The sequence below is a fragment of the Colwellia sp. SU-HH00943 genome, assembly GCF_057546125.1.
The window spans coordinates 315,716-337,188 of the sequence record NZ_BAAJLW010000002.1 but is presented as its reverse complement, the minus strand read 5'-3'; the positions used below and the strand labels follow the sequence as shown (position 1 = coordinate 337,188).

Below are 21,473 nucleotides of genomic sequence, written 5' to 3'. Positions count from 1 at the left end.
CAGCATTATAGCAAAATAGCTGGCTAACAAAACAGTAAGTCTTTTAAATTGCACTCACACTTTCATCATCTAGGTTTGCCTGAAAATCATTCTGTAGCGCTTGCACTATTTCATCATTAGCTAACACTTCTTTCGCGTAATCAAAACGCTTGTCATTAATATGTGACTGTATTTGATAGGGATCAGCAATTGTTTCTTCCACTAAATTAATGGTGACAGTAACTGGCTTTGCTAAATATTGACTAACGGTTTGCTGTAATTGGTTTTGAGCCGTGTCTGTGTACAAGTGTCTTGTGGCTTGATCTAACGATAAAATTAAATGCTCATCGGTAGAGTTTTCATCAATAGTAGCATGAATCGCCAGTTGTCTTAATCGGGCGGTTAACTCCATAGAATCAATCATATGCGCCCATTGATCTACTTGATTAGCTTTTTTAATCTTTGCCGGATCAATATTTTCAGCTTGATAAGGCTGCTCAGGTGAAGGTAACTCTACCTTCTGGTTAACTTCGGCTTGTTTGTTATTTAGCGCTTCGTTTTTCGAACTAGAGGCTTGACGCTCGATAGCGTCACTAGGCTTTTTTGTTTGCTGCTCCAATTGCTTTTTTCTACTACGTAACATGTTGCGGCCCGCCAGTGCCGCATTGATTGGGCTATCAATTAGCACTTCATTTTTCGGCGGAGCTACTATCGACTCAGCGTCAAGTGTTTCAACTGTTTGCTGCTCAGTTGTTAGCGGCGCTAACTTAGGTATAGCAGCTGATGAAGTCTCAGGGCTGACATCATCTGATACTGACCTCATCGGTTGATGCAATTGATTCGCTTGTTGCTCAATTTGTTGCATTTCTTGCGCGAGTTGCTGTTCTGGATTTGAAACTTCGTTAGTGTCTTCAACCTCAGCTAATGTTTCAACTTCAGCTAACGCTTCAGGCTCGTTTAATACGTCAGGCTTTGTGCTGATTGCCCCATGAGTTTCTAATTCAGTAATTTCAGGAACAACATTTTCGGACGGATTCACATCGAAATCTGTTTTACTTATTTTATTTTCAACCCTTTGCTCTGCTGTTACTTCTACTTCTTTAACAGGTGCTGACTCAGCTAAAAATGGTTCTGCTAAAACTGCCTCTACTGGTGGTTGAGGTGCTGTCTGTGTGATAACAGTTTCGGTTTCAGTTAATTGCACATCATCAAAAGTAAGAGGTTCTCTAGCGGATGCTGTAGAACTGCTAGCTTGCTGATTAACCGTATCAGTGGTTTGCATAGGTTTAAACGCAAATAAGCGTAATAGCGTCATATCAAAGGCGGCTTGCTCATCGGCGGCGTATGGCAAGTCTTTTCGGCCATTAACACAAATTTGATAATACAATTGCACATCTTCTGGTGACATGGCTTGGCTAAACTTTTTCAATAACTGTGCATGCTCAGGCGATAAATCAAAATGCTGCTCAACCATTTGCATAATAGCTATTTGATGAAATAGTTGAATCAACTCGGCAAATAATCGGCTATAACTCGGTGCACTACTGGCTATTTGAGCGGTTAACGCCATTAAGCCTTCACCATCTTGCTTTAATAAGGCGATAACAATTTTATATACCCAATTCTGATCGATACCACCTAACATTTGCACAATATTCGCGAGTGTTATATTTCCCTGACCTTGAGCAACCGCTTGATCGGTAAGACTTAATGAATCTCGCATACTTCCGCGGGCCGCTTTAGCGAGTAAAGTCAATGTGCCGGCTTCGTGAGCAACTTGCTCTTGAGCAAGAATTTCAGCTAATTTAGTTTCGATTTGCTTAACAGTAAGTGCTTTTAAGTGGAACTGTAAGCAACGGGATAACACAGTAACCGGTAGTTTTTGTGGATCGGTTGTTGCCAAGATAAATTTGACGTGCTCTGGTGGCTCTTCAAGTGTTTTAAGTAAGGCATTAAAACTATGACGAGAGAGCATGTGTACTTCATCGATAAGATACACTTTATATCGACCACGAGTCGGTGCGTACTGAACGTTATCAAGAATTTCTCTCGTGTCATCTACTTTCGTTTTTGACGCGGCATCAATTTCAAGTAGGTCAACAAAACGTCCCTGATCTATTTCTAAACAGGTATCACATTGACCACAAGGTGTAGCGGATATTCCTTGCTCACAATTTAAACTTTTAGCAAATATACGAGCTATAGTAGTTTTACCTACACCACGAGTACCCGTAAAAAGATAAGCATGATGCAAACGTTGCTGTGTAAGGGCGTTAGCAAGCACTGTAACAACGTGCTCTTGCCCCATCAGTTCCTCAAACTTTTTTGGACGCCACTTTCTCGCTAATACTTGATAGCTCATACTTTTTATCTTCTTATTGTCTCTATATTACCGCTAACTAATTACTAAGACTTGTTTAGCTATTTATTCACCGTCAAACTGAATAAGTGAATAGGGTGATAAATCGATAGCTTGTAAACGTTGTTCGCCACCTAAATCAGGTAGCGAAATGACAAAACCTGCATCTTGCACTTGTGCGCCAATACGACGGATTAATTTAGTGGTTGCTTCGATAGTGCCACCTGTCGCAAGTAAGTCATCAATGATCAATACTTTGTCATCTGCAGATAACGCATCACGATGAATTTCTAAGATATCTTCACCGTATTCAAGTTGGTAAGATTGCGCATAAGTTGCGCGGGGTAATTTCCCAGGTTTTCGCACAGGTACAAAGCCTATCCCTAGCGCTAACGCCAAAGGAGCACCAAATAAAAAGCCTCTAGCTTCAGTGCCAACTATTTTAGTAAAACCTTGATCTTTATACTTCTGCGTTAACAAATTAATCGTTAATGCAAAAGCCTCTGCATCTTCTAACAAACTTGTAATATCGCGGAAAAGAATCCCTTGGATTGGGTAATCAGGAACTGATTTAATAGCAGCTTGTAATTGTGCCAGTTGTTGTTCTGTCATTTTAATTTCTTTAATCAAAGTTAACAATATTGATGTATTAAAGAATAAAGCAATTCAATGACAATTTATAGTGGCTTAAGATTATTTATGAAGCAACTGATGGCGCATTCGTCGATAACAGTGTATCTGATAATAATGCAGCTACAGTTTCTGTAAATTCATTCTCAAGCAAAGGTTTGGTGAGTACTTGTGAAAATAACGAAAGCTCAGGCAAACCTTGTATTGTTTCTTTTGATTCTGTTGTGATAAATAAAATTGGGGTATCAGCGTATTGCTCAGATTGTTTAATATTTTTACTTAATACCACTCCGTTCATAAGAGGCATTAAGTGATCAATGACAAACAGCTGATAATCACCTTGCTGTGCTTTTTCAAAGCCATCTAAGCCATTTACCGCCGTATCAACACTATAGCCATGCGCTATTAACAACTGGCTGAGAGAAGCACGAACAGTACTATTATCATCAACAATCAATATATTCATAAAAACAAATTAACACTTTTAATACAACAAGTTAGGAATAACCCCATGTTAGACCAAACTTTTTAGAGGCGCATATTTTACCTTATTGAACTAATACTGAACAGTTTTTTGAAAGATTATTTGTTATTTAGTTAGCTGAACACTTAGCTAGATAGCGCTTGATAAGCTTTACGCTTGATGCTGACATTTGATGTTGCTGCGCTGAGTTGTCCATTAATGCTAGCACTTGATTACCAAGTTGCTTACCTAATTCAACTCCCCACTGATCAAAAGAGTTAAGCTGCCAAAGCAAACCTTGAACAAAAATTTTATGTTCATAAAGCGCTAAAACGGAGCCTAAAGTTTTTGGCGATAATGATGGCATTAACAAGGTATTACTCGGGGTATTGCCTTTCATGGTTTTATGATTAGCAAGCAAACTAATCTCTTCATGATTCATGCCTTGGCTGGCTAAATCAGCTTCTACTTGCTGCAATGATTTTCCTTGCATTAGAGCTTCACTTTGGGCAAAACAGTTAGCAATAAGTATTTTATGATGCTCATCCATATCGCTAGCACCTTGAAGTGCCACAATAAAGTCTGTGGGAATAATTTCATCACTTTGATGCATCAATTGCATAAAAGCATGTTGTCCGTTCGTTCCTTCTTGACCAAACACAATTGGCGCCGTAGCCCAAGGTAATTTGTCACCTGTTATCGATACTGATTTACCATTACTCTCCATATCGGTTTGTTGAATATAACCCGGTAACGCTCTTAAAGCATGATCGTAAGGCAACACAGCAATATTTTGATAACCTAAACCATTTCGGTTCCACATTCCTATCAACGCCATTATGACAGGCATGTTCTTGGCAAAATCAGCTTCTTTAAAATGACAATCCATGTCATAAGCACCTTGTTTAAATAAGGCAAAATTTTCATTACCTATGGCGAGCGCTAGTGGTAACCCTACCGCTGACCATACAGAAAACCGTCCTCCAACCCAATCCCACATAGGCAAAACATGCTTAGGAATTAAACCAAATGCTTGTGCTTTTTCAACATTACTACTAACAGCAAACCATTGCTTTTCAATAGCACTATCGCAGTTAAGAGCTGATAACATCCAAGCTTTTATTGCGCTAGCATTAAGTAAAGTTTCTTGGGTGGTGAAGGTTTTTGAAATAACAATAACGAGTGTTGTTGCAGGGTTAAGTTGCGCTAACTTTTCTGTAACAGCACCGCCATCTACATTAGCCAATACATGGACACGCAAACCAGTACAATGATAAGGCTGTAAAGCGCTTAGCGCTATTTTGATACCATAATATGAGCCACCGATGCCGACAGCAATTACATCAGTGAACTTATCTCCGCTAGCACTGAGAAGTTTTCCCTGACAAACGTCGTCCACAACACTTTTCATACGCTGCTCTGTAACACTGACTTGTTTAGCTTCTTGTTCGCTGAGTACTTGTTTTTGGCAAGCCTCAGGTGCTCGTAACAGTGTGTGTAATACAGCACGCTGCTCAGTACAATTTATTTTTTTACCAGCAAACATACTGCTAATTTTGTTTGTTAACTGCTTTTCTTTCGCCCAACCAATCAACTTCGCTAATTCAGCCTGAGTGATATTTTGCTTAGAGTAATCTAAATATAATTCAGCAGCGCTTAAACTAAATGTTTCAGCACGATTTTCGTCTTCGAATAAAGATAAAATAGTGCGATTTTGGGCATTTTTGATACTTGCCTGTATTGCATTGTTGTCAGTAAAAAAATCCATCTTAAACATACTTTTGGCTAATTTTCCTTGAGAATAAAATCAAGTGCACCTGTCACTGCTGCTACTTGAGCGAGAATACAATTTTCATCATCTACTTTTGGGCTATCTGGATATACTTCTGTTGTTGTTACATAAGGCGCATTGGTAAGACCCATACATAAGCCTAGTTTTCTTCCTTCATAATTAATAACACCAAATTGCTCAAGAGTAACGCCAATTAGTTTACCTTCTTCATCTGCTGGCGCGATATGTGTCACTTTTTCAACCGCTTTAATAACGGCTGATTGGAACTTAGGTTGCGGATTAGGAGTATTCCCCACTAAATAAAATCCATCCGGAATGTTCCAGTTTTTCTGCTCGACTGCATCCCTTGCGGCAAGGGCTGGCCTAAATACAGTGTTATCTGTGTCAGTGGTTTCATGTAAATCAATGTGCACAACAATCTCTGATGTTAACGAATCAATAAATGCCATTAATTGAGCAGATTCTTCTGCTGGGCTATTGGCATAAAAAGATCGATTTGGATCGATTGCATTTTGATTCCAACGATTAATTGTTTCATAAGCCCAAGGGCTTGCACAGGGAATGACCAGTAAATTAAAGTGTTCTCTGTAATTGAAGGCGACATCATTTATTTCATTAATAACAAAACGCAATGCGCCATGAACTCCACTGGTTTCATAACCATGAATACCACCGGTAACTAAGGCAATTTTTTTATTGTCTTGCCAGTTTTTACTTTTCAACGCAAAAAGCGGATATCTTTGCTCATCAATAGACAGAGCCCCATATTGAATAACCTCAAAATGAGGAGATAAACTATCAATTTTACTGACAACTTCATCTTGGTATGAACGCAAAATTGATTGCTGCTCAAACCACTGCTGCTTTTCAGTGCTTCCCCATTTTTTACCTTGGCTACCAATTGGGTATTTCTGTATTTTTGACATAGTAGGCTTATTTTTCCCTTACTCTTAATTATCGTCTAATTTATTTAACGTCAGCACGTCCCATAAATTTATGTTCACTGGTATTCACTTTCACTTTATCACCTGTTGAAATATGTTCAGGAACTTGAATGATTAATCCAGTTGAAAGCGTAGCGGGCTTAGTACGAGCACTTGCAGACGCTCCTTTTATTGAAGGATCAGTTTCAGTGATGACCAGTTCAACGCTTGCAGGCAAATCAATAGCTACAGGCGTATCATCAACAATAATAACGGATAAACCTTGGGTATCTTCATTGATAAAGAGTAATTCTTCACTGAGACTTTCTTTATTCAGGTTATACGGCGTGTAGTCTTCATTATCCATAAAAACATATTCATCACCATCTATATATGAAAACATTGAAGGTCTACGGCTTAAATCAGCTAAGTTAAGCATGTCTTCAGCTTTAAAAGTTTCATCTACTTTCCCACCAGTTACCACATCATATAAGCGCATACGATATAAACTGCCTCCAGCTCTACCTTGGGGAACAGAGCGTGTTATATCTCGCACAATAAGCACTTTGCCATTGTGCTCTATTGCTGCATTCTTTTTTATGTCGCTTGCTTTTGGCATGGGAATTCCTTAATTAGTATGGAAATTGAAAAATTGATATTGAATTTACATAAAAAGTTGTATGACTATAAACAGAGAAAATACCATGAATACAAGGTAATGCAAGTATCACATCAACAATCTGATCAGCAACATGTAATAGAACATAAAAACATTCATAAACACAACATTTTACTTTCTATAAACGGTAAATAAAAAAGAAGGCTAATGTAAATAATTACATTAGCCTTCTTAAGCTTTAATTTGTTATCAAAAAAACGTTTTTATTCGTAAGAACGTTCCAACCATGCGATGTGCAGCTTCAACTCTGCAATTTCACTATGTGCATCAGCTAATTCTTGCTGGGTAGTATTTTGCTCACTCACACTGTTTTCAACATTCATTTCAGTATTTTTTGACATATAGCTTCTATCCTCATGGGCCATGTTACCCTCACAAAGTTGGTTACCTCATATGTATTATTACACACTAGATTACAAAAGTAATATGAGAATGAAGTTATTATTACTATTCACATCAATAATAATGGCAAGTTATATTTACTAGTAATACGATAAACGACTTAAATTTCAGCAATTTTTCTGATTTACCACATTAAATCATCCGGAATTTGATATTCTGCATACGGATCATCTTCATCAATTTGTTCATCAACTACTTTATCATTTTTAACTAACACAACACTTGCATCTAAACTAGCTACTTTCTCGGCAGTTTCATAAGTAACTAGATAAGTTACGTCATCTAAACCACACAAAGATAATCGACCATTAATTAATGCTTTATGTGTATTAGAATCAAGTGATAACTTTTTAACTTTATTGTTGAAGGTGTAGTTGTATTCGTTATCACCTTCAACATTTATTATTTGATGGTGGCTTAAAATTTGTTTAATGCGTAAATGTTGTTCTTTTTCTGCGAGTTGTTTTTTCTTTTGTTCATTAAGCGCATTATCTTTTGACTGTTTTTCTGCTTTAGCTTTAGCCAATTCTTGTTTTACTTGCTCTTGCATTGTCGCTTCATGCTGAACACCGCTGCGCTTTTGCTTATTTTTCTTTCGTTTATCAGCATTGGCTTGACGTGTTTTTTGTTTGGTAGTTAAACCTGCTTTAAGGAGTTGATCTTGAAGTGATGCCATGATTATTTATCTATATTGGGTTAATAACTTATTCTAACAATAAAAAACAAACAGACAAATAGAATGCCTGCCCTCAGGTTCAATTTTTCAATCAAAATATCAATCGATTGGGGATGAATTCTTCTGTGAAAACTGCTTTAACTGCTCTAGTTGTTCGGGTGTGTCTACATCAATAAATGCTTCTATTAACTCAATTGATATCAATTGATGCCTATTATTCTTAATCACTTTTTTCGCCCCATCATCACCTGTTAATGATCTTAGTTGACTGAAAAATTGTTTAGGAAAAATAACAGGCGGGCTTAACAAGGCACCTTTGCTAGCCACCACAATTTTCTCTGGAGTAAGCTGCCATTGCTTTATAAGGGCTATTAAGTGCTCTGATGTTAACTGCCATTGATCTACCAAGAAAATCAACACGGCACTGATATTTTCAGGTAATGAGCCCACTCCCTGAGCAATTGAGCTAGATAAACCCTGTTGCCAATCATTATTCACAACCACAGTCACCTTATCCAATGTACTCGCTGTAGTTAAGCTGGCAAGCATCATGTCTTTTTCATAACCTAAAACACAATACGATTGACTGTTAAAATCACTGCTCATGCTATTCATCAAAGCAATTTGTCTTTGTAATAAATTTTGCGAAGACTTATCAATTTCCGTAATTTCAATTAACTGTTTAGCTTGCCCTAATCGAGATGAACAGCCCGCAGCCATTAACATTATGGCGATTTTTCCAGTAGTAAACTTACTCATGGCTAGCACCTAAGATGCTAAAATTAATCGGATTATATGATGGCAGGAAGTAGCCGTTAAAGATCATATTAACTTATTTAACTAGACGAATAGTTGCATTTTTAGTTGTATTTTCAAGTGGTGTAGAAATACTGACTTTAGGTTCAAGATCTACGTCTTTAGTAACCGATTGCCCATTTTGATATCTGTGATAAGAAAGTTTCTTAAGATCCAACAACTGACTAAATTGGGTAAAAGCATCAAAGTCATCTTTCGTAAAAGTTTGTTCTTCTTTAGTTAGCAGGCCATCAACATACATGGCATCACCGTTAATATTACAATTTGCAATAGCGGAATACGGCTGACCATACTCGGCAACTTTTAACGCCCTAACCATTTTTACTTCGAAAATCCATTCTCCAATCTTAACATGTTTTGACATTGACTCTGTCACTTGGAACCTCAATAACGCTAGCGATGACCTACCATAAAGGGCGGCTATGATAACATCTTGTTAACGTTAAAACCTAAACAAATATAGGTTTATTTTCTTTATTAAAGCAAAACAAATGCTTAAGATTTAAACAGTTTCCAGAGTGGCTGTTTTTCAGCCACCAAGGTTAATAAAGTCACAGTTAAATTATTTCATTTAAAGTTAAAGTCTGCGTTTGTATAGCTTCTTATACAAAGAAAACGACAATAAAATTACAATTGTTACAATAAACGCTATAAAGGCTTTTTCACTTTTCGTTAATCGGTTACTCTACTCACATCGTTATCTAACTTTCTAAACCCTATGATAAAAAAAGTAATTGTCGCCCTTTTATTAGTCAGTTCTTTAATACTAGCCTCAGGTGCTACTTGGCTATATAGCAAAGTTGATAGCGCGCTTCCTCTTCTTGATGGTAAAGAAACTGTTTTTGGCTTACAAGATACCGCCATCCTTGAGCGCGATAGTCAGGGTATAGTGACCATTAAAGCCAATAGCCGTTTAGATGTTGCTGTAACAACAGGCTTTGTTCACGCACAAGAGCGATTTTTTCAAATGGACTTATTACGCCGTAATTCAGCAGGTGAATTGTCTAGCCTCTTTGGCAGGATAGCACTTGATTATGATAAGTCCATCAGGCGTCACCGCTTTAGAGATAGAGCACGAGCCATCGTAAATACATTACCCAATGCACAGCGTGAATTACTTAAAGCTTATACACGCGGTGTTAATCAAGGCTTAATGTATTTAGGCTCTGAGCCTTTTGAGTATTTATTATTGCAGCAAGACCCTGTGCAATGGAGCGAAGAAGATTCTGTTTTAGCCATTTTTAGTATGTATATTGATTTACAATATCATGACGGTCAGCGTGAGCGCTCTTTAGGTTTAATGAAAGCAATTTTAAGCGCTGATGTCTTTGCCTTTTTAGACCCTAAAGGCAGTATTTGGGATGCAGCTATTGATGATACTCATTATGAGCCCGCTGCTATGCCAACAGGTGCGTGGCCCGCTGCCTCGGCATTATCAACATATTCAACACAAGCAAATAGCTTGTTTACTCATAACAACTACCAATCCGATGACTTTCCTGGCTCTAACAACTGGGCAATTTCAGGGGATATAAGTAGCACGGGCAGTGCTATGGTAGCCAATGATATGCATTTAAATATACGTGTGCCTAATACTTGGTTTCGCGCCCGCTTTGAATATCCGCATAATAACCAGCAAGTAGCACTTACGGGTGCTACATTACCCGGCACGCCAAATATGGTGATAGGCAGTAATGGTAAAATTGCTTGGGGTTTTACAAACAGTTATGGCGATTATAGCGATGTAGTGGTGTTAGAAACATCAAACAACGATGAAGCCTATTTAACACCTGAAGGAGAGCTCGCTTTTACCTTACACAAACAACTTATTGCTGTGAAAGGTGAACAACCCGTTGAAGTAACAATTCAAGAAACGATATGGGGTCCTGTAATTGGTAAGAATCATTTAGGGCAATTACTGGCTTATCGCTGGGTTGCACACGACAAAGAAGCAATAAACTTTACGGCAACAGAGCTAGAGTTAGCTGAAAATGTCGAGCAGGCTTTCAATATAGCAGCTCGAAGTGGTATTCCATCACAAAATATGATGGTAGGTGATAAAGCAGGCAATATTGGCTGGACGATTATGGGGCCAATTCCTAACAAAGTTGGAGATATTGGAGAAACGCCCCACCCTTGGCACACTAACAATATTGGCTGGCAAGGTTATTTATCACCCGATGAATATCCCAAAGTTTACAACCCTGAACATAACAGACTATGGACAGCAAATTCTCGTGTTGTCGGGGATGAAATGCTGAGCAAGTTAGGGAATGGTGGTTATGCCTTAGGTGCTAGAGCTAAACAAATTCGCGACGACTTATTTGCCTTAACCGAATTTGACGAGCAAGCAGTGTTAGCAATTGGCCTTGATGATCAAGCAATATTTTTAGAACGCTGGAAAACCTTCTTGCTTGAGCAAGTATTAACAGAGCAAGCACTTGAGGGATACACTGATTTTAATGAAGTGAAGTCAATACTCGTTGCCACAAAAGAGTTACGCGCCAGTGTTGATTCTGTCAGTTATCGCTTAGTACGAAATTTTCGCATTAATGTCCGTGATCTTGTCTTTAGTGAGCTTAATGCAACCTTAGCTAAACTGGATGAAAGCTATAAATTTCGCAGTCTTCGTCACCAAATTGAAACACCCTTATGGCAGTTAATTAATCAACAAAGTGATAACTTTATGATGCGCCCACTCTCTTCTTGGACGGCAGTATTTAATAAAGCCTTAGAAAAAACTATAGAAGATATGCAAACTTTTGATGGCGCTGCACAGCCATTGGCCAGTGCCACTTGGGGTCAGCAAAATACTACCGCAATAAACCACCCTTTAACTAAAGGCGTACCTTTTATTGGTAAATGGTTAAATATGCCAGCAAACCCTTTATCTGGTGATAGTTATATGCCGAAAGTACAAGGTAAGTCTTTTGGTGCCTCTGAGCGTATGGTTGTTTCGCCTGGTCATGAAGAAACAGGAATTTTCCACATGCCAACTAGCCAAGCTGGCCACCCTTGGAGTCCTTACTATGGCAGTGGTCATAGTGACTGGGAGCAAGGAAAACCTTCGCCATTTTTACCCGGCGAAACTAAATATACGTTAACGCTATTGAGTTATTAAAACCGATATCGATACAAAATAACGACTAATAATAACGACAAAAGGAAATATTATGACCGTATTAATTTGGTGCTTATTTATTGCTGCCTTATTACCCTTTTTAGCTAAGGGACCTGTTGCTTACGCAATGCAAAAACTAGGGGGATATAATAATAATCACCCTCGCGAGCAACAAAGTAAATTAACTGGCTTTGGTGCTAGAGCACTTGCTGCTCACCAAAACGCCTTCGAATCTTTAATTATTTTTGCTCCTGCAGTTATCTTAGCTATTGTCACACAACATACAGGTGAAAATATAGCATTACTTGCTGTCGTACATGTTTGTGCTCGAATAGCTTATAACATATTGTATTTATTAAATATTGATAAACTCAGAAGTTTAGTTTGGGCGGTTGGCACTATTTGCAGCTTCAGTATTATTTGGCAATGTATCCCTTAATGATATGAAAAGGCCTAAAATGGTCTAAATAAAGTGTTGACAGAATTTAGCTAAGCTCGATAGAGTTAGCGTTTTGGTGAAACCATTTTTATAAAAAACCTTCCTTTCGGAAGGTTTTTTCTTGAGTAGAAAAAATATAGTAGGAAAGTATAGTGAGCGAAAAATTAGATTTAAATGAAATACGTAAAGAAATTACTAGTTTAGATAAGGAATTACTCACCTTATTTGCTAAACGTCGCGCACTTACTCTTCAAGTTGCTAAAAGCAAGGTCCAGCAAGTTCGCCCCATCCGAGATCAACAGCGTGAACAAGAATTATTAATTCGTTTAATAAAGCAAGGTAAAGCCTTAGGTCTAGATGCTCACTATGTGACCCATGTTTTTCAAACCATTATTGAAGATTCGGTATTAAATCAGCAAGCTTACCTACAAAGTTTAGCCAACCCTAACATTCAAACACCAGCAGTCAGTGTCGCTTTCTTAGGTGATAAAGGATCTTATAGCTATTTAGCGAGTCACCGCTACTTCTCAAGACGTGCCGAAAGAATTATTGAATCAGGCTGTCAAAATTTCAGCGACATTTTACAACAAGTTGAATCAGGGCAAGTGGATTACGGCATGTTGCCTATTGAGAACACCAGCTCTGGCAGTATTAACCAGGTTTATGATTTATTGCAGCACACTAACTTGTCTATTGTCGGTGAAATTACGCAACCAATAGAGCACTGTTTATTAACAGCAGTAAACACCAATTTAGATAAGATAAAAACCATTTATGCGCACGGGCAACCTTTTGCTCAATGCAGTAACTTCTTAGACAAACAAAGCGATATTCGTATCGAATATTGTGATAGCACTGCAGATGCTATGGTTAAAGTTTCAGAATTACAAGATGAAACCATTGCAGTTATTGGTAGTGAAGAAGGTGGTCAACTATATAAACTACAAGCCTTAGAAAAATCCATTGCTAACCAAAATGAAAATCACTCACGCTTTATTCTTGTGGCTAGAAAAGCAGTTGATGTAGCTGAGCAAATTCCGGCAAAAACAACTTTCATTTTATCAACTGGTCATAAAGCTGGTGCATTAGTTGAGTGCTTATTGGTACTTAAAGAAAAAGGCATCAATATGTGTAAACTTGAATCACGTCCCATTCAAGGCCGTCCATGGGAAGAGATGTTTTACATCGATGTTGAAGCTAATTTAACGAGTTTTGCACTGCAAGAAGCGATAACAGAAATAACCGAACACACGAACTTTATTAAAGTGCTTGGTTGTTACCCTATTGAGCACATCACACCAACCAGCGTGCCAAGTAGTGAAATATAAATCATACCAATAAAGTAAAGTACTTGAACATTTAGCGAGCATTGCTGAAATACTTAATACAATTGGTATGACGTAAAAAGCCACAATTTAACATGCTAAATTGTGGCTTTTTAGATCTAATACCAATTTGATTAAATTTCTTCCCTACTCAGAGCTATGCTCGATGTTCAATAACAAGGCAAATTTGTTTAGGTTTAGTCATTCTAAATCAAATGAATTTAACGAAGTTAGTGGGCATCGAGCAAGCTCCCAAAGGGCGAGTTTAAAAGGCTTACATGCTGCGTTATTGATTTTGACAAGGGAATAACCATTCTCTTCAATCAATGCTTTGCCTCTAAGCCTTTTAATTCTCGCTGAGTGGGAAAGAATTTAATCAACTTGGTATAAGCAGAAAGTTTTTCCTTAATTCACAGAGAAAGGCGCTGCTAACTGAAACTCCAACAATGTTCCCGCAGGAATATTAAGGGAATTACCACTACTTAATACCGATAGGCCAACACCTACTTTAGCACCATCTTTAGCCCCTTTAGAGCCATTAATCAAACCACCAATTGCTGCGGCTCTTGCCGTAGTGCCTACTGTTCTTTTACCTGTACCTTCGGTGACAGCATTAACCTGAGACGTTGAAATAGGCTTTAACTGGTTATTCAGCATAATGTCAGTAAAGGTAATTTCCATGCTGGATTTCCCTACTAACCGACCAGAGCTCTTTGCTGAGCTGATAACACCATAAACAGCAGTTCCTCTAGGCGCAATAACAACATCGTTTACTACCACATCACTTTCAAGGCGAGCAGTAAATTTATGTCCCGCTTTATGTTGTCTACTATTAATTGAAGTATTAGTGCTTACAACCATTCTCGTCCCCACAGGAGCAACTGTAGGGGTTTTCTGTGTTGGTGCCTCTTCCTTAACCACCTCTTTAGTTTCAACAACCTCAGCCGGTGCTTTCTCAGCAACAAAGTCCCCTAAACTGATACCTGCAATATTGCTACTTTTGATCGTTAATTGTTGGCCACCTATTTCAAAAACCACACCATTGGCATCACGAGAAATTAATTTGCCCGTTAGCTCCTGACCATCTTTTAATTTCAACACATCAGCGTGAACATTATTGATAAAAACTAATGACACGAGCATGGTGGTAGCGATAAAGATTTTTTTCATTAATTTCAATTTCCTTTTAGCTTCTGTTACTTATAAGATAGCGAATAGTAGATTATAATGTCTATTTATAACGTCATTTAATAATAATTACTAGGAAAGTCATGCGCTGTTTTTTCGTTATATTCACACTATTTTTATACTCGATTAACGCCACCGCTCAAGAAAAACGCTATAAAGAACAAACATGGGGATTAGGCGCTTTAGCAAGGCATGCAACCATTCCTTTTGACACTGAAGCAGATAAAGTCACCAGTTTTGTTCCTATGATGTTTTACCAAGGAGAAACCTTCTTTTTGCGGGGTATTGAAGGGGGAGCTCATCTTTACAAACAAGATGATTGGCAACTTAATGCCATAGCAAGAATGCGTTTTTTTGATATTCCTGCTGAATATCAAAATCAAGTCCAAGGAGACACGATTGATTTAGGTGTACAATGGCGAAAAGAATCTGTACAAGACGCATATTTTGATTTTGAACTTTTTAGTGATTTAGAAGGCAACCCATACGGAAATATCAGTCATTCTTGGTACTTTCAACACAATAGTTGGGAGTTTATGCCCAGATTCACGGCGCAGTACAAAAGTGCTAGCTTCAATAGCCGTTACTATGCGCTAGAAGATATTAGCCAACAGCGAATTGGTGCTGGCGTTGAGTTAAATGCAACACTAGAAACACGTTTTCATGTGGCCAGTAATTTTTATTTATTAGGTTCTTTCGGTGCCACAGCCCTCGATGATAATGCCTATCATAGCGCAGCAGTAAATAAACGTTGGGAATCTGAAGTTTACTTAGGGTTCGCTTTCTTTAATGACATAAGTAAACCTAAAAAAGAAAGTTTAACTAACCATGGTTATTTACGTGTTGCTCACGGTTGGGCTACGCCATCAAATATTGGTGACATCCTTGCTGGCGATACCGTTAAAGATGAATACGGCAATAAACTCACTTCCCTTTACTATGGTTACCCCTTAACGGATGAGCTTTTCTCGCTACCGCTTGATATTTATTTAACCACAGGCTTTGTATGGCATTGGAGCTCAGAAGTACAAGACTCAGAGCAAGAATATGTGCTCGCTATAAAAGCATATTACACCATTAACTGGCCAGTTCGTTGGCGCTTAGGGGTTGCAGAAGGTTTATCTTATGTATCCGATGTTACCTACATAGAGCGCTCAGAGATGGAGAGAAAAGGTTATCGCCCAAGTGAATTAATGAATGCGTTAGATTTTAGTATTGATATTAATTTAGGCGATATATTTAATAGTAATGCGCTTAATGATATGTGGTTAGGTTACAGTATTCATCATAGATCGGCTATTTTTGAGTCAGCGTCACAATTTGGTCGCATTAAAGGTGGTAGTAATTACAACACGGTTTACTTACAATTTGATTTTTAACAATTCTACCGTTTTATTTATCACTCCCGCTAAATACAAGAGAAGAAATTTTGAATAAATTAGCTGTACTTGCTTTTGCCTTATTAGTTTTTTTTAGTACCATGCTTTGGTACTTAGCCAACAGCTCATTGAACGACTATTTAAAAAGCCAAATACAGTTACAAGGCAATTATTATACTAAACAAACAACGCTATTAACTGGGGCTGACTTTGCTCCTAACGAAGGGTTAGGTAGCTTTACCAATTTAACTGTAGCAAACCCTGAAGGTTTTAAAGCAAAATACGCCCTTATTATTGATCAAGCCGAATTTGCCTTATCTGCTAATAAAATAACAAAAAGCGCTTCACCTTTTCAACGTGATATTAGCGCAAGCCAAGAAACCATATCGATTACTACAGTAAAGCAAATCATTATTAATGAGCTAATCATTAATAATGAGCAAGGCATTATTTTGGCACTTGCAACTGAGGTGAAAAATCAATTAGCCCATGACTATCCTGAATTTTATCCAGAAATTAGCGCAAAGATTTACGCACAAAAAAACCCGCAATTAAATGCAGAAGCCTACGCCAAGGATAACCCTCAAGCAGGGCCTATTGTTGAACACAAGCAAACTAAAAAGCAACGTGGAAAAGCTCAGCCTAAAATAATAATTCAGGCAATTCACATTAACACTTTAACATTGAATAACCTAACTCAGAACACCTCTGACACTCTGCAACTTAACGATATAAAACTTGCTGCGATAGGAAACGAGCAAGGTATTGTAAGTAATCAGCTCGGTGGTGAAATAATATTATCTTTATTGAATTTAGCACAGCAAAATATTGAGTAAATCCTCGCTTACTTTGCTATAAATTCCGCTTGAAATTCCGCTAAAGCAAGGTAAGCTTAAATAGATAAAAATACTAAAAACACATTACCAAGGAATGTTCAATATGCCCCCATTGAAGCTTCTTCATCACTCAGTAAAAACTTGTTTTACCTTCATCACATTCGTTTCCATAGTCTCAATATCTAAGCTTCATGCTACTGAGTTTGAGATTATGCCTATCGTTGGTTACAACCTTAGCCCAAAGTTAGATAACGCAGACAATACAATATCCTTACCCACAACAGATGAGCCAAGTTTTGGGTTAGCTTTTTCTTGGCAAGACTCACCAACAGGCCAAGGTCAGGTATTAATCAATTATATTTCTCGAGACTTTACCGATAACAGCAGCCAAAACATCCATAGCTTTGACACCATTTATGCTCACTTTAATGGCGTTGCATTATTTAAAGAACGAAACTATGTAACTTCAGTAGGTATTGGAGTTGGAGGAACTTATTTTGACAGTGACTTTAACGATGCAATTTACCCTTCTTTAACGGCATCAGTAGGAACGCGCTATGAATTTTCGGACAGCTTAGCCTTAATTACTGAACTTCGTGTTTATGCAACGTTAACAGAAGATGATGATGATTTGTTCTGTCAAAGCGGCACATGCTTAGCACACTTTAACAGTGCAATATGGCTTGATAGTCAAGTATCTGTTGGTTTGGCCTACAGCTTTTAATGACGTTCAAAGGTAAGGAAAAAGGCTAATGCTTTTTCAATTCATTAGCCTTTAAGAGCATTGACTTACTTTCAGCTAAGAAATCATTAGCATAGTCACCAAACCAGTGAGAAACTTGTTCAAACATAGAAACAAACGCTGGTTTATCACCTAATTCAACATCTTCTAATAACTCTAAAAATCGATAAGCAAAGCGCTTCATCATGGTAATATTATCAGGGTTAGAAAATATGATGTCAGTGTATAAAATCGGATCTTGCGCGAATAAGCGTCCTACCATTATTAGCTCTAAACGATAAATAGGTGAGCTCATATTGACTAAGTTTTCAATATCAGCACCTTCTGTCATTAAATGATAGCCGTAAGCAATAGTGGAGAAGTGACGCATCACCTGTACCATAGACATGGCTTGATCATGCTCATGTGCTGATACCTGAAAGATTTTTGCGCCCCATACTTCAAATTGCTTAAGTAACCACTGATACTGTTCTTGTTCTCTACCTTCACAAACAATAATAGTTTGTTTAATTAAGCCTGTAACGTCAGGACCAAACATAGGATGTAAACCCACAACTGGCCCATGATGAGCTTTCATCATTTCGTACAAAGGCTGTTCTTTTATACTGGTAAAGTCCGCTAAAACACAGTCTTTCGGTAAGTTATTTAACTGCTGAATGACCATTGAGGTTAAGCGAATAGGCACAGCAACAATAACAAGACTTGCATCAGCTAAAATGGTTTCACTGTTAGGCCAATCTTCTTGTTCAAGCACTTCTACCTGATAGTTAGAGCGTTGAAATAAATCAACAAAAACTCCACCTAATTGCCCTTTACCACCAACCACAACAACCTTATTACAGTCGGGGTTAACACATTGATAACCACTTGCATCTTGGCTAACGTAAGAGTCACGCATTAAACGACGTAAAACATCTTCTATTAAGTCACCACTAAAGCCAGCTTTCTCGGCTTGTGCACGACGCTTTTTGATCAAGCAAGCTTCCCGCTCAGGTGCAAAAATAGGTCGACCTGCTGCGCTTTTTAACTCACCAACTTTACTGGTAACAGATAATCGCTTAGCTAACAGAGCCACTAATTGGCTATCAATTTCATCAATTTCGTCACGTAAAACTTTAAGGCTTTCGTCAAAATCACTCATGGTTTCTCTTACTTTAACTCGTCTGATTTTTAGCTGTTAATTCGTTGCTTTAATACATCAACCAACATACTACTAGCTTCATCTAATAATACCCTTGTTGTGTCTAGATCTATACACGCATCAGTGACAGAAACACCGTATTCCATATCTTCAATTGCAAGTTCACTACTTTGATTACCTGCTTTAATATGGCTTTCTAGCATTAAGCCAATGATAGACTTATTACCTTCAACAATTTGATTAAATACATTAGTCGCTACCAATGGTTGACGTCGGTAATCTTTATTAGAGTTACCATGACTACAGTCAACAACAATACCCGGCTCTAAATTGTGTTTAGCTAATACTTGCTCACATTCACTAATATTAACACTGTCATAATTAGGTTGCTTACCGCCACGTAAAATAACATGGCCATCAGGATTGCCCGAAGTTTTAATTAACGCAACCTGCCCTTTTCGGTTAATGCCCATAAAGCTATGTGAAGACGCAGCTGACTGTAAGGCGTTAATGGCAACATCTAAACTACCATTTGTACCATTTTTAAAGCCTATTGGCATAGATAAACCACTCGCCATTTCTCGGTGAGTTTGTGATTCAGTAGTACGTGCTCCAATAGCAGACCAGCTAAATAGTTCAGCTAAATACTGTGGGCTAATTGGATCTAATGCTTCTGTTGCTAGTGGTAAACCAAGCTCAGTTAGGTAAATTAACAACTCGCGGGCTTTTCTCAGTCCCGTTTCAACATCAAAAGATCCATCCATATGCGGATCATTAATTAAACCTTTCCAACCTACTGTCGTACGCGGTTTTTCGAAATATACACGCATAACAATATACAAAGAATCTTGGTGTTTATCATGCAGCTTTTTCAATGCTCTTGCATACTCTTTAGCCGCTTCAACATCATGTACGGAACAAGGGCCACTGATCACAAGTAAACGTGGATCACGCTTATGGATAATATCAGCAATTATTTTACGTGCTGATTTCACAAATGCTCTTCCTGGCTCTTTTAACGGCAGCTCTTCCTTAAGTTGCTCAGGGGTCATTAATACATGCTCTTCATTCACATGAATGTCATTTAATGTACTTGTGTGGTTTGCATGCTCAGCAGTTGACGTTGTCATGGCTTGTTCCTAATAGTTTCTTCTTTATAACAAAAATTTAAAATTCGCAGATTAAAAACAAGATTTGTAGAAAATATTCACTAGATTAACGTGTGATTTTAAAGGGCCACAGCTCAACCAAAAACAAAAACTATAAATCGTAAAGAATTCATTACGCGATTTGTAAGAATATTTTTACACATAATTTTACTTGAGTACAGTATAATTTTAAGAAAAAATCAAAACTCAAAACACGGTGTCACAAAACTGTCATATTTCGTTCATTTAACTGTCACATTAAATTTCTACACTGCTCACAACTTTAAAGAACATCTCAATTAATTTTATAGATCTCGACAACATTTAACGGGTGAGAAAATATGAATATCAGAACGAAAAGTAAATTATCAAATACTTTAATAGGCCTATCTTTAGGTACAGCTGCACTAATGAGTAGTGCGCTACATGCGCAAGGTAGCCGCGACACAATTACTGCAGTGGGTTCTTCAACTGTATACCCTTTTTCAACAGTAGTTGCAGAACGTTTTGGTAAAAACACCAAATTCAGAACACCAAAAATTGAATCAACTGGCACTGGCGGCGGTATGAAATTATTTTGTGCCAGCAATGCGATTAACACGCCTGACTTATCAAACGCATCTCGTCGTATGAAAAAAACTGAATTTGATATGTGTGTTAAAAATGGTGTAACTAGCATTACTGAAGTATTAGTAGGTTATGACGGAATCGTAGTTGCAAATTCAAATGCTGCTGAGCCAATGAAAGTAACTCGTAAAGAATTATTTTTAGCTTTAGCAAAAGAAGTACCGGCAAAAGATGGTAGTGAAACCTTAGTAGCTAACCCTTACAAAATGTGGAGCGACATTAACCCTGCTCTACCAGCAAATAAAATTGAGGTATTAGGTCCACCACCAACATCAGGTACACGCGATGCTTTTGCTGAATTAGTACTTGAAGGCGGTTGTAAAAAATACGCTTGGATAAAAGCACTTAAAAAGAGCAACAAATCTAAGTACAAAGAAGTTTGTCACAGTGTACGTGAAGATCACACATACATCGAAGCCGGTGAAAACGATAACTTAATCGTTCAAAAGCTGACTGCTAACCCGAAAGCATACGGTATTTTTGGTTTTAGTTTCCTAGATCAGAACAGCGACACACTTCAAGGCTCTATCATTGACGGTCAAGAGCCAACTTTTGAAGCTATTGCTGATGGTTCATACCCTGTATCACGTCCATTATATTTCTACGTGAAAAATGCACACGTAGGTAAAGTACCTGGCATCCTAGAGTTTTTAACGGAATATACCTCTGAAGCGTCTATGGGTGAAGATGGTTACCTTACTGATAAAGGTTTAATTCCATTAGGTGAAGAGAAGCTACAGAAGATACGCGAAAGTGTACTATCGTTAACACCGTTAGCTTTATAGAAGACGTACTGATTTAAATATAA

Annotated in this window: 20 protein-coding genes; 7 read left to right on the top strand and 13 right to left on the bottom strand. The window is 37.9% G+C overall.

Features of this window, described 5'->3' with window-relative positions; all coding sequences use genetic code 11:
• Window positions 1-43: 43 nt before the first annotated feature.
• From dnaX to AC27GZ_RS06640, 10 genes are all read right to left on the bottom strand, one after another.
• Window positions 44-2,341: a DNA polymerase III subunit gamma/tau gene (gene dnaX, locus AC27GZ_RS06685; RefSeq protein ID WP_487094125.1), complete on the bottom strand. Its 2,298-nt coding sequence runs from the start codon at window positions 2,339-2,341 to the stop codon at window positions 44-46.
• A 63-nt stretch (window positions 2,342-2,404) separates the two neighbouring features.
• On the bottom strand, window positions 2,405-2,956 hold the full coding sequence (gene apt, locus AC27GZ_RS06680; protein ID WP_487094535.1) for an adenine phosphoribosyltransferase: 552 nt from the start codon (window positions 2,954-2,956) through the stop codon (window positions 2,405-2,407).
• 79 nt (window positions 2,957-3,035) lie between these two features.
• Window positions 3,036-3,434 (bottom strand): response regulator, encoded by a 399-nt coding sequence (locus tag AC27GZ_RS06675; protein ID WP_487094124.1) that lies wholly within the window; start codon window positions 3,432-3,434, stop codon window positions 3,036-3,038.
• Window positions 3,435-3,561: 127 nt separating this feature from the next.
• Window positions 3,562-5,208 (bottom strand): glucose-6-phosphate isomerase, encoded by a 1,647-nt coding sequence (gene pgi / locus AC27GZ_RS06670; RefSeq protein ID WP_487094123.1) that lies wholly within the window; start codon window positions 5,206-5,208, stop codon window positions 3,562-3,564.
• Between the two features lie 8 nt (window positions 5,209-5,216).
• Window positions 5,217-6,149 (bottom strand): M14 family metallopeptidase, encoded by a 933-nt coding sequence (locus tag AC27GZ_RS06665; protein WP_487094122.1) that lies wholly within the window; start codon window positions 6,147-6,149, stop codon window positions 5,217-5,219.
• 40 nt (window positions 6,150-6,189) lie between these two features.
• A complete protein-coding gene (gene efpL / locus AC27GZ_RS06660) occupies window positions 6,190-6,765 on the bottom strand; it encodes an elongation factor P-like protein EfpL (protein WP_487094121.1) in 576 nt (191 codons plus the stop codon).
• A 263-nt stretch (window positions 6,766-7,028) separates the two neighbouring features.
• Window positions 7,029-7,166 (bottom strand): hypothetical protein, encoded by a 138-nt coding sequence (locus AC27GZ_RS06655; protein ID WP_487094120.1) that lies wholly within the window; start codon window positions 7,164-7,166, stop codon window positions 7,029-7,031.
• Between the two features lie 185 nt (window positions 7,167-7,351).
• A complete protein-coding gene (locus tag AC27GZ_RS06650; RefSeq protein WP_487094119.1) occupies window positions 7,352-7,903 on the bottom strand; it encodes a DUF2058 domain-containing protein in 552 nt (183 codons plus the stop codon).
• Window positions 7,904-8,002: 99 nt separating this feature from the next.
• Window positions 8,003-8,662: a nucleotidyltransferase family protein gene (locus tag AC27GZ_RS06645; RefSeq protein WP_487094118.1), complete on the bottom strand. Its 660-nt coding sequence runs from the start codon at window positions 8,660-8,662 to the stop codon at window positions 8,003-8,005.
• Window positions 8,663-8,735: 73 nt separating this feature from the next.
• The gene (locus tag AC27GZ_RS06640; RefSeq protein ID WP_487094117.1) at window positions 8,736-9,083 is read right to left on the bottom strand and encodes a hypothetical protein; all 348 of its coding nucleotides are present in this window, start codon (window positions 9,081-9,083) and stop codon (window positions 8,736-8,738) included.
• A 354-nt stretch (window positions 9,084-9,437) separates the two neighbouring features.
• Between AC27GZ_RS06640 and AC27GZ_RS06635 the strand changes: the two genes are divergently transcribed.
• From AC27GZ_RS06635 to pheA, 3 genes are all read left to right on the top strand, one after another.
• Entirely contained in the window at window positions 9,438-11,840 is a 2,403-nt protein-coding gene (locus AC27GZ_RS06635) for a penicillin acylase family protein (RefSeq protein WP_487094116.1), read from the top strand.
• Between the two features lie 52 nt (window positions 11,841-11,892).
• Window positions 11,893-12,279: an MAPEG family protein gene (locus AC27GZ_RS06630; protein ID WP_487094115.1), complete on the top strand. Its 387-nt coding sequence runs from the start codon at window positions 11,893-11,895 to the stop codon at window positions 12,277-12,279.
• Between the two features lie 152 nt (window positions 12,280-12,431).
• A complete protein-coding gene (pheA, locus tag AC27GZ_RS06625) occupies window positions 12,432-13,607 on the top strand; it encodes a prephenate dehydratase (protein WP_487094113.1) in 1,176 nt (391 codons plus the stop codon).
• 402 nt (window positions 13,608-14,009) lie between these two features.
• Here pheA and AC27GZ_RS06620 read toward each other — a convergent pair whose 3' ends face one another.
• Window positions 14,010-14,774, bottom strand: coding sequence for a hypothetical protein (locus tag AC27GZ_RS06620; RefSeq protein ID WP_487094112.1), 765 nt, complete (start codon window positions 14,772-14,774; stop codon window positions 14,010-14,012).
• A 101-nt stretch (window positions 14,775-14,875) separates the two neighbouring features.
• On the opposite strand from AC27GZ_RS06620, the gene AC27GZ_RS06615 reads away from it, so the two are divergent.
• The 3 genes from AC27GZ_RS06615 (at window position 14,876) to AC27GZ_RS06605 (ending at window position 17,731) form a co-directional block, all read left to right on the top strand.
• Window positions 14,876-16,171: a MipA/OmpV family protein gene (locus tag AC27GZ_RS06615; RefSeq protein WP_487094111.1), complete on the top strand. Its 1,296-nt coding sequence runs from the start codon at window positions 14,876-14,878 to the stop codon at window positions 16,169-16,171.
• Between the two features lie 50 nt (window positions 16,172-16,221).
• Window positions 16,222-17,007 carry a hypothetical protein gene (locus AC27GZ_RS06610; RefSeq protein WP_487094110.1) on the top strand — a complete coding sequence of 262 codons (786 nt, stop codon included), beginning with the start codon at window positions 16,222-16,224 and terminating at the stop codon, window positions 17,005-17,007.
• A 103-nt stretch (window positions 17,008-17,110) separates the two neighbouring features.
• Window positions 17,111-17,731, top strand: coding sequence for a hypothetical protein (locus AC27GZ_RS06605; RefSeq protein WP_487094109.1), 621 nt, complete (start codon window positions 17,111-17,113; stop codon window positions 17,729-17,731).
• 25 nt (window positions 17,732-17,756) lie between these two features.
• Here the strand turns inward: AC27GZ_RS06605 and tyrA are convergent, their stop codons facing one another.
• Together tyrA and AC27GZ_RS06595 are read right to left on the bottom strand one after the other, a co-directional pair.
• The gene (gene tyrA / locus AC27GZ_RS06600) at window positions 17,757-18,890 is read right to left on the bottom strand and encodes a bifunctional chorismate mutase/prephenate dehydrogenase (RefSeq protein ID WP_487094108.1); all 1,134 of its coding nucleotides are present in this window, start codon (window positions 18,888-18,890) and stop codon (window positions 17,757-17,759) included.
• Window positions 18,891-18,919: 29 nt separating this feature from the next.
• Window positions 18,920-20,020: a 3-deoxy-7-phosphoheptulonate synthase gene (locus AC27GZ_RS06595; RefSeq protein ID WP_487094107.1), complete on the bottom strand. Its 1,101-nt coding sequence runs from the start codon at window positions 20,018-20,020 to the stop codon at window positions 18,920-18,922.
• A gap of 359 nt (window positions 20,021-20,379) precedes the next feature.
• On the opposite strand from AC27GZ_RS06595, the gene AC27GZ_RS06590 reads away from it, so the two are divergent.
• The gene (locus AC27GZ_RS06590; protein ID WP_487094106.1) at window positions 20,380-21,450 is read left to right on the top strand and encodes a PstS family phosphate ABC transporter substrate-binding protein; all 1,071 of its coding nucleotides are present in this window, start codon (window positions 20,380-20,382) and stop codon (window positions 21,448-21,450) included.
• The last annotated feature ends 23 nt before the right edge of the window (window positions 21,451-21,473 follow it).

Coding starts and splice junctions, on each gene's coding strand:
- AC27GZ_RS06665 (WP_487094122.1), bottom strand. CDS start 6,149: ATGTCAAAAATACAGAAATACCCAATTGGTAGCCAAGGTAAAAAATGG.
- AC27GZ_RS06615 (WP_487094111.1), top strand. CDS start 14,876: ATGCGCTGTTTTTTCGTTATATTCACACTATTTTTATACTCGATTAAC.
- tyrA (WP_487094108.1), bottom strand. CDS start 18,890: ATGAGTGATTTTGACGAAAGCCTTAAAGTTTTACGTGACGAAATTGAT.
- pgi (WP_487094123.1), bottom strand. CDS start 5,208: ATGTTTAAGATGGATTTTTTTACTGACAACAATGCAATACAGGCAAGT.
- AC27GZ_RS06645 (WP_487094118.1), bottom strand. CDS start 8,662: ATGAGTAAGTTTACTACTGGAAAAATCGCCATAATGTTAATGGCTGCG.
- AC27GZ_RS06595 (WP_487094107.1), bottom strand. CDS start 20,020: ATGACAACGTCAACTGCTGAGCATGCAAACCACACAAGTACATTAAAT.
- AC27GZ_RS06635 (WP_487094116.1), top strand. CDS start 9,438: ATGATAAAAAAAGTAATTGTCGCCCTTTTATTAGTCAGTTCTTTAATA.
- dnaX (WP_487094125.1), bottom strand. CDS start 2,341: ATGAGCTATCAAGTATTAGCGAGAAAGTGGCGTCCAAAAAAGTTTGAG.
- efpL (WP_487094121.1), bottom strand. CDS start 6,765: ATGCCAAAAGCAAGCGACATAAAAAAGAATGCAGCAATAGAGCACAAT.
- AC27GZ_RS06605 (WP_487094109.1), top strand. CDS start 17,111: ATGCCCCCATTGAAGCTTCTTCATCACTCAGTAAAAACTTGTTTTACC.
- AC27GZ_RS06640 (WP_487094117.1), bottom strand. CDS start 9,083: ATGTCAAAACATGTTAAGATTGGAGAATGGATTTTCGAAGTAAAAATG.
- AC27GZ_RS06650 (WP_487094119.1), bottom strand. CDS start 7,903: ATGGCATCACTTCAAGATCAACTCCTTAAAGCAGGTTTAACTACCAAA.
- AC27GZ_RS06630 (WP_487094115.1), top strand. CDS start 11,893: ATGACCGTATTAATTTGGTGCTTATTTATTGCTGCCTTATTACCCTTT.
- AC27GZ_RS06675 (WP_487094124.1), bottom strand. CDS start 3,434: ATGAATATATTGATTGTTGATGATAATAGTACTGTTCGTGCTTCTCTC.
- AC27GZ_RS06590 (WP_487094106.1), top strand. CDS start 20,380: ATGAATATCAGAACGAAAAGTAAATTATCAAATACTTTAATAGGCCTA.
- AC27GZ_RS06655 (WP_487094120.1), bottom strand. CDS start 7,166: ATGTCAAAAAATACTGAAATGAATGTTGAAAACAGTGTGAGTGAGCAA.
- AC27GZ_RS06620 (WP_487094112.1), bottom strand. CDS start 14,774: ATGAAAAAAATCTTTATCGCTACCACCATGCTCGTGTCATTAGTTTTT.